This window comes from Ningiella algicola, from assembly GCF_028401415.2.
In the GTDB taxonomy this organism is placed as follows: domain Bacteria; phylum Pseudomonadota; class Gammaproteobacteria; order Enterobacterales; family Alteromonadaceae; genus Glaciecola.
The window spans coordinates 3,447,310-3,461,137 of record NZ_CP171821.2 but is presented as its reverse complement, the minus strand read 5'-3'; the positions used below and the strand labels follow the sequence as shown (position 1 = coordinate 3,461,137).

Sequence of the window (13,828 nt, the reverse complement as noted above, 5' to 3'; positions counted from 1 at the left end):
GAGGTCGGGTTATCTTAAACTGGGTGCTTTTCTGCGCTTGCCATTTTTTCCATTGCTGCGCGGTACGAAGGCATGGTATGAAGACGCGCGACATACTCAGTTATATGCGGACATGAGTCTAGTTTTCCCGCCTTGACAAGGGCTTCTAAGCCAAAACTCATCTGCACATCTGCGATGGTTGGACTTGAACCAGCAAAGAACTCGTTGTCATGCAGATATGCTTCCACAAACTTCAAGTTTCTCTCACTTACCTTATTAAAATATGCATCCAAGATGGCATCAACCAGTTTGTTTGCAATATACTTCACAAAAAACGGCTTTGCCTTTGCCCTCGCCTTATTTAACACCATTGTGGCAACTAAAGGAGGTAAAAAGCTTCCTTCGCTATAATGAGACCAAAACTGAACCGAGAGATAATTTTCGCTCTCTTTATCAGGGTCTGCGCCATGCAGTAATTCCCGCTTACCCGTTTTTTGAACAATATATTCACAAATAGCGCCTGATTCTGCGGTCATTGTGCTTGTGCCATCGCTCAGGTGATGCTCAAGCAATGGCGCTGAGCCCAGAGGATGAAGCGCCTTGTAATTATCCGGTGCCAAATTTGTTTTAGCATCGCGCTTATACGCTTTTATTTGATACTCGACGCCGACCATTTCTAGCATCCAAACAATGCGCTGCGAGCGTGATTCAATCAGGTGATGTAATGTGAACATATAAATAGCTAAGTTAAGTATGGATAGTATCCTTACACATCACATGTCTTTTTGGTTTGCTTTTCAGTCTGTCTGTTTCAAGCCACCACCGGCAGGATCCATTGCCGCATAGTACGCTGCTAAATCAGCAATATCTTCGTCAGACAACTTGCGGGCATGGGGTGTCATTGCCATGTTGACGCGTTCTCCGCTGCGGTAGGCCTGCAATGACAAGACCAGATATTGCTCTTTCTGACCGGCAAGATTAGGGTAGATTGGCACAATAGAGATGCCATTTTTACCGTGGCACTGACCGCATATCGCTGCCTTTTCTTGCCCCTGTTCTATGTCACCAGAGGCCATTGGTTGACCACACGCGCCAAGAACAATAGCGGTCAATAGTACGGCGAAACGCAAGCTAAAAGGTCGAACTCTCTTAAAGAAACACCATATTAGGATAGCGAAAGATGAATGTTTGGGCGCAGTAGTACTTAGCAAGATGGGCTCTTCAATGTCGTTCAAGTTTGAGTATACGACGGTAAACCAAGCGAAGGGAAAAATAAAGTCTGTGTATGCTTAACACCTAATCGGATTGAGTCTTATGGCAGTAAATCTGTCACTTTTTATAGAATGTCTGCTACTATTATCGCTCTAGTTTGTAATTTTCTGGCGGTACACATCGGATTGAAAACTCAGCATTATCAGTCTTTCCTTGGTCTACTCTTTAGCATAGCGTTTTTAATCAACGCTCTGGTGTATACGTCGCTGGCAAGCGCGCAAACGGGCAGCGAATTGCCACTCAACAACACTAGTTTGGCTCAAAGCGACGGGCATATCGTCAGTGCAGACTTTGATGCTTCAATCAATCTAACAAACAATGCTGAGTTCCTAATCACCGACCAAAGCCTCCTGTTGTCTGACGTACTGCAAGAACAACAATGGCGTTCGCATACGGAAATTGTCAACATTGAAGAAGAATCAGCACTGTGGATACGCTTTCAGATTGATAATTTTGCCGATAGTAACCGCTTACTCACTCTTGTAGCGGGAAATACCTTTGTCGACCGCGCCGAGGCATACTTGTTGGATGAGCAGTTAAGAATCGTTCAATCATCCAGACTTCAGAGCGAAAGTCCAACGAGTGCAAATTTAAGTCGTAGTGGATTCAAAATGACCTTCACGGCGAGAAGCAACTCTCTGATGACCATCTATTTGCGTATTCAAGACGACGGTTTGTCGGTGATTCCAGTTGAACTTTGGCAAGCTGATGCATACAACACACAGGCGGGTATAAGGCTTATCCTTCTCGGTGCGATGAGCGGCGGTCTGTCCTTATTGGCAACGTATTTTTTGTTTACATACGTACTTAGAAACGCGCCGTCACGATTTTGGTTTTGCGTCTTTGCAACTGCGGCAATGACAACCATGTTGTCCACGGAAGGCATACTTCCAATGCTGTTTATGGTGCCGTCCTTTGCGGCGGAATTGACCGCAATAAGTTTAACCGTGACCCTATTTGCCGCAATCAAAATAACGCGTATTATTTTCCAACCGATTTCACGGCTATGGTTGCGTGCGCATTACGTATTGCTTGTGTTTCCGCTGATTGGCATCTTTGTATTTAACGATTTGTATCAACTCATTTCCCTTATTGTCTTCTCGTTTTTGTTTTTATTGAGCAAATTAGTTGCCACCTTTATTTATCGAAAGGGTATCGATTTGCGTAGCACGCTTATCTACTTTAGCGGCTGGTTTGCGCTGGGTATAGTGGGTTTGATTGAACTATCAATGCTCGTAAATAATACTGGCCACCTGTCATTCTCTGCACCCTATCCTTTCATCTTTAGCTGTATCGGCGTCATGCTAATTGGCGTTGCAATTATCAGCCGAGAGCAATCCATTCAATCTGCTAACAGTGGTGAACAAGTCAAAAAAATTCAGGAGCTGCAGCAGTATAATGATTTGTTTCAACATGCGGCTGAAGGTCTTTATACAGCCCATCCTAGCGGTGAACTGATTCATATTAATCCGGCTATTTGTGCCTTGTTTGGCTATGAAGATAGCCACGCATTTTTAGCCGGCCATAAGCATCTTTCCAGTTTCTTTGCACAAACAAAAGATGCGGACCTTTTATTGGGTGAGCTTAGCATTCAGCAAACAGTGCTAGGAAAAGAGGTAAAGGGTAAACGTATTGATGGCTCTGAATTTTGGTTTAGTATCTCAGCTCAACTTAAAAAAATTGGTGATACTACCTTGCAGTTTGGCTCATTGTTTGATGTGACTGAGCGACGTCTTCATCAGGTAAACCTGCAATACTTGAATAGTCATGATCAGCTCACAGGATTGTATAACCGAAGGCACTTTCTCTCTATTTTGGAAGAACGCATTCAATCGCACGATGAAAAAGCGAGTGAATTTGCCTTGCTATTTTTAGATGTAGACCAATTCAAACTCATTAATGACACGTGCGGGCACACCGCGGGTGATGTCTTTATAAAAGAGCTATCGCACGTGTTATTTGATGTTGTGCATGAGCAATATGCATTTGCGCGTTTAAGCGCAGACCAATTCGGTATCATTGCAGAATTTTCTGACAAACAGGAATTAAGCGCCCTAACGGATGCCTTACTGGACAGCGCACAAACATTTGAATTTAAGTGGGATAAGCATCGCTTTATTCAAAGTATCAGCATCGGTATTTCCATTTATGAGCCAATGACGAACAACACGCTTTTGCCCAATGGTGAAGAAATGCTCGCATTCGCCGACACGGCATGCATTATTGCAAAAGAAGATGCTAAATCTGGAACACATGGCAATCGCAAAAATAAGGCACATATTTATTCTGCGGATATGCATCTTCACTCCAGTTATCAGAAGCATCTTTATTGGGTCAATGAAGTCAAGCATGCGCTTACACATGGGAACTTTTCACTGTTTTATCAGCACTATCGCCCGCTCGCTCACAACGACGAGTTTGACTATTATGAAATCCTGTTGCGGCTAAAAACACAAGATGGCGATTTAGTCGCCCCTGAATTTTTTATGCCCAGTGCAGAAAAATCAGGTTTGAGCAATAAAATTGATAAATGGGTAATTGAGTCATACTTCAAATGGCTAAATCAAAATAAAGCCCACCAAGCGTCTCTTGCCAAAGTAAATATTAACCTTTCAGGTATTTCATTGTCAGACGAAGACTTTAAATTTTTCTTACTAAACGCCTTCGATAAATATCAAATACCGCACGGCAAAGTCTGTTTTGAAGTCACCGAAACTATGGCCATCATTCGCTTAAACGATGCAATTAGCTTTATGAAGGAATTTAAAAAGTTAGGCTGCTCATTCGCTTTAGATGATTTTGGTACCGGTTTTTCAAGCTACAGCTACCTAAAGAATTTACCGGTCGATTATTTAAAAATAGACGGAAATTTTATCCGTGATATTCTCAATGACAAAATTGACCTTGCCATGGTGACATCCATTAGAGATGTCGCTGACGCGATGAAAATACAAACTGTCGCTGAATTTGTTGAAAGCCAGGAAATTATGGTTCAGGTCGGTAAATTGGGCGTAGATTTTGCGCAGGGATTTGCCATTGCAAAGCCTGCACCCATTTTGCAATACGCGTCGTATACGTTACAGCCAGACTTAAAATAAGGACGCATGACTATTTAATCGTATTTGCCAAACAGGAATATGGATGCATAGTTAGCTTGAATGTATATGAATATACCCGTAATGGAACAATTTAATAAATCGACACACGATATGGACTCAAGCAATACCGCTTATGAATTTGTAAGCAAAGCAAAGCTACCCACTCGCTATGGTGAATTTATTATTCACGGATTTGTGGAGGTTCAAAGTGGGCAAGAACATGTGGCTCTATCCTATGGTAAATGGGAAGAAGACAGCGTTGTGCCTATTCGTATTCACAGTGAGTGTTTGACTGGAGATGCCCTGTTTAGCACGCGATGCGATTGTGGATTCCAACTAGAAAAAGCGCTCGAAAACATCGTCCATCATGGCAGCGGTATTTTGCTCTATCTGCGTCAAGAAGGGCGAGGAATCGGACTGCTTAATAAGATTAAAGCCTATCAACTTCAAGATGCTGGCTACGATACGGTTGAAGCCAATCAACATCTGGGTTTCGATGCAGACCTGCGAGACTATAACATTTGTAAAATGATGCTAGCTCAGTTGGGCGTGAATAAGGTTGAGTTGATGACGAATAACCCCAAAAAATTGCTTGCACTTGAAGAAATGGGCATCAATGTAGTGTCTCGCAAACCAATCGACCATGGTGTTACGGCAGATAACAAACACTATTTAATGACGAAAACCTCAAAACTAGGACATACCTTCGACCCTGAAAAATTGAAGTGAATTCGACACTAACCTTCGTCCTCTGATTGAACGCTGAGCAGACTCATCACTTTAATACTGCATGCAACAGAGAGTATGCTGAGCAAGGCCATACTGACTGCCAAGCCATTTTTGTCAAATGGAAACATGAAAGATGCAATCACAACTGCAACCAGTACAAGCGTTGAAAGCACCATAAATGCGAAATAGTTACTTAAATTCAATTGCCCTTTGATAATGAGGAACATGTGCAGCCTGTACGATGATATGACCATTATATACAAAGGTTATCGCTGCTTTTTTCTCAGGCTTTAGTCTTCTTTACAAATCGCTTTGTTATTCGTCTTTAAACTTGGCCGTAGTTTGCCTTTCTCGGTTTACCTGAAGTTGAGTAATATCTGGACGAGAATAGTGTCCCACAGGGTCGAAGTTTTGTCGCTCCTCAAGCACTTTTTGATAAGAGATACTGACAACGAACACTCCCTCCTCCCCAATTTGTGGCTCTAGTACCCATTCACCGTCTGGCGCAGCAACGCAAGAAGCCCCATTAGCCAGCACCAATGGAGATTTAAGCATTATCTCTTCATAATATGGTGTATTTTCAGGAAAGTCCTCTTTGCGCATTAAGCCTGACACAGACACAACGAAGCTGCGCCCTTCTTTGGCGATAAAGCGCGTTAAATCGTGGGTGTTATGTTCGCCTCCGGGCCAACTCGCAATGTGTAAATCTTCACCTTGTGCATAAAGGGCGGCGCGTGCAAGCGGCATCCAGTTTTCCCAACAATTAAGCGAGCCAAGCGTAAACTGTGCTAACTTAAAGGTACGCAAGCCATGACCATCACCTGGCGACCACGTTAATCGCTCTTCGTAGGTTGGCATAAGCTTTCTATGAACATTTTCAATACATCCATGCTGGTTAATATAGACGAGCGAGGCATAGACTGAATGTCCGCCTCTATCATCAGGTCGCTCTGCTATGCCTAACACGACAGCAATCTTATGCTGTTTTGCCGCCTCACAAACTAAGTCCAGATGTCCTTGCTCAATGTTGACCGCTTGATCTAAGTAGTGGGCATGGATTGTTTTGTGTTTACTTGAATTAAACTCAGCCCCGCCCGTAAAATCTAACCAAAAAGGATAGCCCGGCAACAAACATTCACCAAAAGTGACAAGTGACGCCTCTTTATTAGCAGCTTCAACGATTGCCGCAATCACCTTTTGAGTGGTCGCCTCCCGATTGAGCCAAACAGGTGCGATTTGCGCTAGCGCGACCTTCATCCCGTCGCTGGATTGTGCATGTGTTTTCTCTGCTATTGTCATAGTAAGTTCCTAGGCGTACTTTTGATGAATGGCTTGTGCAAATCGTTTAGCCGATTCGATATCCATATTGAAATATAAAGAGGGTTCAATAAGCTCAACTTCGATAATTGCCATCCCCATTTTTGTATTTAGCATATCAATACGCGCATAAAGTGCATCGGCTGGCATCGCCTGTAAGGTTTTTTCTGCCAGTTCGAACATCGCCTTGCTAGGAGAAAGACTCTCTAATTGCCCACCGTGCTCTTCTTGCACTCGAAAGTCTCCCGATGCAGGCATTTTACGGATGGCATGACTAAACTGGCCGCTGAAATAAAACAGCGAATACTCGCCATCTTTCAAGATAGACGCTTCAAAGGCTTGCACCATGAACGGGCGATTTTTAAAAAGGTGTTGAAGCGCTTCGTCTAAAACTGATAGTTCTGGCAAGGTGAACAAGAAAGTATCATCTGCATTCGCGCTGACTAATGGTTTGATGATCAGTTGCTGGGCCTGAAAATGCCTAAATGCTGCCTGAATATCCTGGGAACGATATGACGAATACCAGAGCGTATCCAAAATTTGAACATTTTCTTGCGCTAAGTCTTTCAAATAGGCCTTAGACAAATTCCAGCGCATTAGCGCTAGCGAATTTTCTAACGAAGCTTTGGAGAAATGTATCCTCTCAAGACACGCTAAAAATGCATCAGGCGATTGCTGATAATCCCAAGTACTACGAACCACTACAAGCTCGTATTGGTTATAATCGACATACTTGTTTTTCCACGATACATCCTCGACTGCCCAACCTAGGCGTCTGAGGAATGGTTTTACTAAATCATCGTAAACAAAAAAATCTTCAAGGTTATCAGTGCTTAAAAAGGCACAGCGGGGCATGGATATCGCTCTTCTACAACTTTGCAAAGCGTAGATTAAATAATTTAAGCGCTCAGGTAAATCGCTTTAGAAATTTACCTCAACTTAACATGGCGTATAGTAAGGCACTTAGGCAGTATGCCAGCACCCCGTAAACGAGAAACACTCCCCATGAATATCGATTTTTAGACGTTTCCCCTTTTAGCGTAGCAACGGTTGCAACGCATTGTAAGGCAATAACGTAAAAGGCAAGTAGTGCAACTCCAGACGCCAATGTAAAACTATCCTCCTGAATTTGCTCTGCCAGGCCCATCATATTCTCTTCGGCGTCATCTATATTAAATAAAGTCCCAAGCACACCAACAAAGACCTCACGTGCTAAGAACGACACCAGAATAGCTACGCCGTAGCGCCAGTCTATTCCGAGCGGCGCAAACACGGGTTCAATGAAACGCCCAATCATCGCCAAATAACTATTTTGCAAATCACCGTTTGATGGAAAGTAGCCCAATACCCAGATCACAACCGACACCATAAAAATAATTGGCGCTGCACGCTTTACAAAGTAAATACCGCTGTTTAAGGTTTTGTAGAAAAGAGGACGCCAATGCGGCAAACGGTAGCTAGGTAATTCCAATATAAATGGTAAATCGTTTTGTGAACCTTCTTCAGTTATGAAGACATGAATCATTTTGCTCACAATGAGCGCAGTCAGGATCCCGCCGAAATAGAGCACAAAGAAAATGATGCCCTGCAAATTTACCCATCCACCTAAGTAAGCAAGGTCTGGCACTAAAATGGCAATCAGTAATGCATACACGGGTAATCGAGCAGAACAAGACATCAGTGGAACAGTCATCATTGTAATTAAACGTTTGCGCGGTGACTCAATGGTTCTCGCGGCCATAATCGCTGGAATAGCGCAGGCGTGCCCCGATAAATAAGGAATAAAGCTTCTACCAGACAGTCCAAATAAGCTTAAAGGTTTGTGACAAATCAGCGCAGCTCTGGCCAAATAACCACTGTCTTCCAGTAAGCCAATAATTAGCGTCAGGATCATGATTTGCGGCACAAAGACTAAGAACGCCCCTACTCCGCCAAACAATGCATCATTAACAAAGTCGTTGAAAGTGCCTACGGGTAAGGACGAGCTTACTATAGCCGCAAGTAGCGACAGAACATGCTCAACACCGTCCATGAGGGGGGCAGCCCAAGTGAAAATACTCTGGAATAAGAAAAACATAATAAGTGCAAAAGCCAGCGCCCCAAACACGCTATTAAGCAATAATCCGTCTATCATGTTTTGCTTTTTGAGCATGATTTCTTGCCTGATGCCAAACTCTTTTGCAAGCGACTTAGCCTTAACAAGGGCTGGTGTGTTTTCACTTTTTCCAAGCTCGGTGGTGCGTACTTGAGCGCTTTGTGGCTTCATCGCATGATGTTTTAATGCCGCTTGAAACTCTTTTATACCCAGCAAGGTTTTGGCCGAGATCGCATAGACTGGCGAGCCAAGCTTTTCAGACAGTGCCTTCGTGTCGTACTCAAAACCAAATCGAGCCACTTCATCCATCATGTTAAGCGCAAAGACACAGCCTTTTGAATGCGATTTTGCAAGGGCTTGCACCTGTAAGGCAAACACTAGGCTTCGCTCAAGCTTGGTGGCATCTAGATTACATACTATTAGGCTGGTATGTTGAGACTCAAGCGCTCGATGGAGCTGCTCTATGGCAATGGATTCGTCTTTAGAGAGCGATTTCAATGAGTATGTGCCTGGAAAATCTACCAGTTCAAAGCCATCAAACATGCCAGATTTTAACTCTACCGTGACGCCCGGAAAATTCGCCACTTGTTGCCTTAATCCAGTAAGCTGGTTAAACAGCAGGCTTTTACCGGAGTTGGGTTTTCCAACCAGTATTATTTTCTTGTTTGTAGACATTCGCCTTTAGTGTACCTCAGATAGGTCAATATGCACTTGCTCGGCAAGTTCTCTGTCAACTGAATACACGCAGTCTTGCACTTGAATGACTAAAGGCCCACTAAAGGGCGTGCGCTTCATGCAGGTCACCAATTGCCCTTGGGTAAAACCCATTTCTTGTAGGCGCTGACCTAAACTCACATCAATGGTTTGATGGAGGCCGGTAATGGTTGCGGTCGCGCGTTTGGGTAAATCCCAAATGGTCATTCTTCACTCCGATTGTCGCTAGGATGCTAAAGCGAGTTGTTTAAATGAGAGAGTAAACTACTCAGGCAAGAAATACGAATAATTCTCAATAGTAATTGTCCGAGATCAAATTGCTCCGTATTACTGATATCAAATTTGTCTGTTTAGCACCTGAAGTGATGGACGAAACACGTCACAGCGACTAGGATCTCACTCATTCTTCAAATGACATTATGCTAGGATCGCGATTATCAACTGCTCAACGAAAAACTTGCCGCTTCTGCTTCTTTGCATCCTTTTATCTTGTGTAAATTTACCCGTATTTGGTGGAACCTCTTTTTCAGCGCCGGTATTTTCTGCCCAGTACGACATCGATTTTCTAAAAAATACCCAAGGCGGAATATCAACTGACTTCGAATATCTCGATTTAGCGCAGGTATCTATGGCTGGCGACGGCAAACTCAGCAGCGATATTGACCTAGAGTATTTTGCGAGCGCCATCTACAGCAATGGCAATAATTTTTCGCAAGATATCGTCGGAGACGATCATATTGTGTCTAATCTTGAAGGGGGTGCTGGATTTACAAAGTTTGCGCAAGCATGGGTAAATTTAAACTACAAACGGGGGTCGTTGCTGCTTGGATTGTACGATATCAACGAAGAATTTGATGTGCTGCAAAGCGCCAATTTGTTCATCAATAGCGGTCATGGCATTGGCAATGACATTGGATTAAGCGGCGCAAACGGACCCTCGATTTATCCTTTCTACGGACTCAGCGCCCGATTAAAACTTCAAGTAAGTGACAATCAGTCTATTAAGTTGGCCATCATAGATGGTTCGCCAGGTGATGCTGACAAACCATCTTCAATCGGACTTGAGTTAAGCAGTGACGAAGGTGCCTTTTTGATTGCCGAATACGAGGTAAACAGGCATGCAGAAGGCCGCGCTCGCTGGCTGTTTGGTGCTTGGCAATATACAAAGTCTATTGCACTTGAATCAGAACAAGCAAGTTCAGGCAATTTCGGCGTCTATCTTCGTCATGAAAGAGAGCTAGTTCCAGAGCTGGTTGATGTTTTTTTTCGGGTTGGAAGCAGTGACGATAAATTTTATAAATACAATGGCTTTGCTAGCGCTGGGCTTATTTTTCAGTCTTTTAGCACCAGTCGCCCTCTCGATACCTTTGGAATAGCATTAGCATATCATCATGTTGGAGACAGCTTCGCTGCGATTTCTGAAAGCGCATATACGGATTCAGCACCAGGCACTGGCAATCAGCCTTTGCTTGCTAAAGGTGAACTCAATCTTGAGATAACATATCAAGCTATCTTGTCTGATAAACTCACCTTACAGCCAATGATGCAATACATTTCAAAGCCTGCAGCCCTGGATCAAGGTTCGGCCCTGGCCCTTGGACTGAGAGTAAGCGTTAATCTACTATAATGATCGTAATTAACCTGAATTTCTTATGCTATCGCCCGATTATTGAGCAATGAATGACCCTTTGTTTTGTCGCGTCACTTCCCGCATCAGTGTTGAAAATTTAAGTACATCATCCGTAAGACGACCATTTGAACGTGAAAAACCAATGGCGTGAATCCGCGCGATTTTTCCACCTGCTCTATTCGTATTAAGGGCATTGATGCTTGCTAAGGTTGCATCATATGAGCCACCGCTGTAGTCATCGCCAAGTACATACAGCGCTAAAGACGGCGTTCTTGGACCGTACAGGCGCAGTGCAGCTTCAATACCTTCCACTGGCGAGCTGTTTGACGAACCATTCCATGTTCTCAGCGCGCTTAGCATCGCGCGCCTGGTGCCGGTCGTATCATTTCGCCAGCGTCCACTGGTGGTATTAACGAGAAACTCGCCATTGTCTGACATAATTTGAAAACCCAAGACTTGAGGGTGGTTATTTAAGACTTCATTCATTGTATTGAGCACTTTGTTCCACATGGCTTTCATGCTGCCTGAAGTGTCCACGATAAAAATTACATAGTCAGCATCGACTGGAATACCCCCGACTTCGTCGTCTCGCTCTGAGGCCTCATTTTGAGAAATGGCTGCTCGTTCTCGCTGCCGTTTAGTTTGTTCTAGGCCGCTGGCTTTGTCAGTTAGCGCGAGTAAATCATTTTGTGCCCTAGCCACTTGTGCTTCCAATCGCTCGGCTTGTGTTTCGTTGCTGGCAGTCTCAGTAATGGCGGCTGTCAACTTGCTTTGCTGTTCACTTAGGGCACCTTGTAAGTCCTCAAGATTACGCTCTGCTCGCGACAAAGCAACCAGAACATCCGACACTTGACTAACATCATTAAACTCGCCCTCCTCACCATTTCGTGCAAGCAAGATAAGCATAACTACCGCGCCGAATGCACAGGAAATCACATCCAGAAACGACAAGCTAAAGACTTCGATTGGCGCGCGTCGCTGCTTCATGGCCAGGTACCTGCTGGCGCAATAAAGGTGCCACGCGTACCGTCTGCCCAGCTCCAATAGAGAGCTGGCGCAGCTGGGTCTCCCTCCAATGGCAGAAGAATGACGTGAGTTCTTACACCCGGTATAGGATTGGCACGCATAGAATGAGCAAACGCGCTTACTCTGCACTCACCCGTAATGGTTGCCTGTTGCCCTTTGATTGGGCTGCAAGAGCGTGAAAGTCTAAAACCAGAGTCGGGGTTAACGTAGGTGGGTAGACCATCGGTGATCACATACAAGTTGCTTATGTTGCTCATGGTTGATGACATTGTTTGCAATGCCTGTTGAAGATTGGTGCCTTGCGTGGGCGCGAGCTCTCTCGCTTGACTCACAATTTGCCTAAGCTGTTCTGGAGAACTTTGTCGACTCACCGCACTGCCCAGCACTTTTGAGGTGTCATTGTAGGCGACGACTGACACTTCTGAATTGCTCGGAAGGCGCGCTAGCATCCACGATAAAATTCGCAAAGTTCGCTGCCACTTATTGCCGCTGCGTTTTTGTGCGTCACTTCCTACCTTGCTTTTGATAACCTCAATCAATGACTCTGCGCTCATTGAAGCACTCATATCCAGCAGTATGCCAATGCGTTGACCTTCTACTTTTAAGCCAACCAGGTAGCTCTCTTCGCCAGCACCTTGAATCTCAATCGGATCATCAGCCACAAGCGGGCCAGCGGCGGCTATTGCGCTCTCTAAATCGGCAACAACGGCAAGCTCGTCTTTCAGCGCTCGCGTAACCGCCTGCTGTTCTAGCTGAATCTGCTGTAAGCGGGTTTTCGCCTCTTCAAGACTAAGGCTTTGCGCCGCTAATTCGGCTTCAGTCTGACTTAAACTTTGCGCAAGGCCGTCTGATTGGCTTTGTGTGGCATTGAGCTCTTGCTGAAGTTTTTCTAGCTCCTCAACAGGAATGTCGGTGTTGGCACTAAATTTAACCAAAATGAGGATGAGGATAACCGCCCCTAAGCCGCAAGCCATAACATCTAGAAACGCTAAGTTAAAGCCATCTTCTCTACGTTTTTTGAAAATACTCATTTTGCACCTAACACCATCAGTCTTAGTCTAATCGTGAAGACGAGTGAGTAAGTGCCTCTCGCAATTTTTGCGAGTATTAATCACCATTTCATCCTGCCGATTATTCAAAACGTGCAGTAAATACATGAGTACAATTGAAATCAACAGCGACACCAACGTTGAGTTAAAAGCCACTCCCAGCTTGTCTACCATACCCGATATGTCGCCTGCTACTGCCTCTTCTGCTCGAGCAAGCGCAGAGCCTATGCCGCGCACGGTACCAATAAACCCAATACTGGGGATTGCCCAGATAAAGTAACGAATCATGCTATTTCCCGACTCAAGTTGGGCGGCAAGCGTCTCTACACTGTCTGAAATGGCTTGGCTGGCATGTTGTACATTTTGGGTGTTTTTATAGCGGCGCAAACAATTTATCCATGTCGCCATAGAAGAATTTTCAGAATGACGACTTTCTTCCAGCTCAGCTAAAGCAGCAGATACGTCAAAGGTCTGGTTTTCAATCGGCTCAAGGTCTTCAACCGTTTTTAGGGCTTCGCCTTCGCCCGTTGTATCATCTGCTTTCAACTCCGGTTCGTTTGTCTTATATGGTTTATTTTGACCAAAGCCTGCCAAGTAGTCCATAGTAAACATGTGCTCTTCTTTGAAGACAATCCGTTGATATTTATAAATAATTAAAAAAGCGCAAAATAATCCTATACTGACTGAGGCTTGTTGTTCAAAATCTTTAAAAATTACCCAAAGGTTTGTGGTAGCAACGCTCCCTTGTGCAACAATCGCGGCTTCTGCAAGAGGCCGTACAAGGCTTTGATAGATAACATGCACCAAAGCCACAATGCCCAGAAAAGCACCGATGGTTATATAGGCAGGCGGGTTCATATTTGCGCTTGGCGCGGCTTTCTTTTTGTTATCGTATTCTTGATGAGTGTCGTTCATGTAC

General features: G+C 44.4%; 13 protein-coding genes. 3 read left to right on the top strand and 10 right to left on the bottom strand.

What is annotated here, in order from left to right; genetic code table 11:
- Positions 1 to 14: 14 nt before the first annotated feature.
- On the bottom strand, positions 15 to 713 hold the full coding sequence (locus tag PN836_RS15090) for a glutathione S-transferase family protein (RefSeq protein WP_395339740.1): 699 nt from the start codon (positions 711 to 713) through the stop codon (positions 15 to 17).
- A gap of 63 nt (positions 714 to 776) precedes the next feature.
- Positions 777 to 1,055 (bottom strand): c-type cytochrome, encoded by a 279-nt coding sequence (locus PN836_RS15085; RefSeq protein WP_395339739.1) that lies wholly within the window; start codon positions 1,053 to 1,055, stop codon positions 777 to 779.
- Between the two features lie 321 nt (positions 1,056 to 1,376).
- Here PN836_RS15085 and PN836_RS15080 point away from each other — a divergent pair, with 321 nt between their 5' ends.
- Together PN836_RS15080 and ribA are read left to right on the top strand one after the other, a co-directional pair.
- Positions 1,377 to 4,349: an EAL domain-containing protein gene (locus tag PN836_RS15080; RefSeq protein ID WP_395339737.1), complete on the top strand. Its 2,973-nt coding sequence runs from the start codon at positions 1,377 to 1,379 to the stop codon at positions 4,347 to 4,349.
- A 111-nt stretch (positions 4,350 to 4,460) separates the two neighbouring features.
- Entirely contained in the window at positions 4,461 to 5,078 is a 618-nt protein-coding gene (gene ribA / locus PN836_RS15075; protein ID WP_395345680.1) for a GTP cyclohydrolase II, read from the top strand.
- An 8-nt stretch (positions 5,079 to 5,086) separates the two neighbouring features.
- On the opposite strand, the gene PN836_RS15070 is transcribed toward ribA, so the two are convergent.
- From PN836_RS15070 to PN836_RS15050, 5 genes are all read right to left on the bottom strand, one after another.
- Positions 5,087 to 5,305 carry a hypothetical protein gene (locus tag PN836_RS15070; protein WP_395339735.1) on the bottom strand — a complete coding sequence of 73 codons (219 nt, stop codon included), beginning with the start codon at positions 5,303 to 5,305 and terminating at the stop codon, positions 5,087 to 5,089.
- Between the two features lie 88 nt (positions 5,306 to 5,393).
- The gene (locus PN836_RS15065) at positions 5,394 to 6,377 is read right to left on the bottom strand and encodes a carbon-nitrogen hydrolase family protein (protein ID WP_395339732.1); all 984 of its coding nucleotides are present in this window, start codon (positions 6,375 to 6,377) and stop codon (positions 5,394 to 5,396) included.
- Between the two features lie 9 nt (positions 6,378 to 6,386).
- A complete protein-coding gene (locus PN836_RS15060) occupies positions 6,387 to 7,250 on the bottom strand; it encodes an ATP-grasp domain-containing protein (RefSeq protein WP_395339730.1) in 864 nt (287 codons plus the stop codon).
- A gap of 79 nt (positions 7,251 to 7,329) precedes the next feature.
- Positions 7,330 to 9,165 carry a ferrous iron transporter B gene (gene feoB / locus PN836_RS15055; protein WP_395339728.1) on the bottom strand — a complete coding sequence of 612 codons (1,836 nt, stop codon included), beginning with the start codon at positions 9,163 to 9,165 and terminating at the stop codon, positions 7,330 to 7,332.
- Between the two features lie 6 nt (positions 9,166 to 9,171).
- The gene (locus tag PN836_RS15050; protein ID WP_395339726.1) at positions 9,172 to 9,411 is read right to left on the bottom strand and encodes a FeoA family protein; all 240 of its coding nucleotides are present in this window, start codon (positions 9,409 to 9,411) and stop codon (positions 9,172 to 9,174) included.
- Positions 9,412 to 9,661: 250 nt separating this feature from the next.
- Here PN836_RS15050 and PN836_RS15045 point away from each other — a divergent pair, with 250 nt between their 5' ends.
- A complete protein-coding gene (locus PN836_RS15045) occupies positions 9,662 to 10,831 on the top strand; it encodes a carbohydrate porin (RefSeq protein ID WP_395339724.1) in 1,170 nt (389 codons plus the stop codon).
- 39 nt (positions 10,832 to 10,870) lie between these two features.
- On the opposite strand, the gene PN836_RS15040 is transcribed toward PN836_RS15045, so the two are convergent.
- From PN836_RS15040 to PN836_RS15030, 3 genes are read right to left on the bottom strand one after another with little or no spacing between them, the layout of a single operon-like run.
- Positions 10,871 to 11,821 carry a hypothetical protein gene (locus PN836_RS15040; protein WP_395339722.1) on the bottom strand — a complete coding sequence of 317 codons (951 nt, stop codon included), beginning with the start codon at positions 11,819 to 11,821 and terminating at the stop codon, positions 10,871 to 10,873.
- Complete coding sequence (locus tag PN836_RS15035; protein WP_395339720.1) at positions 11,818 to 12,891, bottom strand: VWA domain-containing protein; 1,074 nt, start codon at positions 12,889 to 12,891, stop codon at positions 11,818 to 11,820. The genes PN836_RS15040 and PN836_RS15035 overlap by 4 nt, the downstream gene beginning before the upstream one ends.
- A gap of 27 nt (positions 12,892 to 12,918) precedes the next feature.
- The gene (locus PN836_RS15030) at positions 12,919 to 13,824 is read right to left on the bottom strand and encodes a MotA/TolQ/ExbB proton channel family protein (RefSeq protein ID WP_395339716.1); all 906 of its coding nucleotides are present in this window, start codon (positions 13,822 to 13,824) and stop codon (positions 12,919 to 12,921) included.
- Positions 13,825 to 13,828: the final 4 nt, after the last annotated feature.

Coding starts and splice junctions, on each gene's coding strand:
- PN836_RS15090 (WP_395339740.1), bottom strand. CDS start 713: ATGTTCACATTACATCACCTGATTGAATCACGCTCGCAGCGCATTGTT.
- PN836_RS15085 (WP_395339739.1), bottom strand. CDS start 1,055: ATGGCCTCTGGTGACATAGAACAGGGGCAAGAAAAGGCAGCGATATGC.
- ribA (WP_395345680.1), top strand. CDS start 4,461: ATGGACTCAAGCAATACCGCTTATGAATTTGTAAGCAAAGCAAAGCTA.
- PN836_RS15070 (WP_395339735.1), bottom strand. CDS start 5,305: ATGTTCCTCATTATCAAAGGGCAATTGAATTTAAGTAACTATTTCGCA.
- PN836_RS15065 (WP_395339732.1), bottom strand. CDS start 6,377: ATGACAATAGCAGAGAAAACACATGCACAATCCAGCGACGGGATGAAG.
- PN836_RS15060 (WP_395339730.1), bottom strand. CDS start 7,250: ATGCCCCGCTGTGCCTTTTTAAGCACTGATAACCTTGAAGATTTTTTT.
- feoB (WP_395339728.1), bottom strand. CDS start 9,165: ATGTCTACAAACAAGAAAATAATACTGGTTGGAAAACCCAACTCCGGT.
- PN836_RS15050 (WP_395339726.1), bottom strand. CDS start 9,411: ATGACCATTTGGGATTTACCCAAACGCGCGACCGCAACCATTACCGGC.
- PN836_RS15040 (WP_395339722.1), bottom strand. CDS start 11,821: ATGAAGCAGCGACGCGCGCCAATCGAAGTCTTTAGCTTGTCGTTTCTG.
- PN836_RS15035 (WP_395339720.1), bottom strand. CDS start 12,891: ATGAGTATTTTCAAAAAACGTAGAGAAGATGGCTTTAACTTAGCGTTT.
- PN836_RS15030 (WP_395339716.1), bottom strand. CDS start 13,824: ATGAACGACACTCATCAAGAATACGATAACAAAAAGAAAGCCGCGCCA.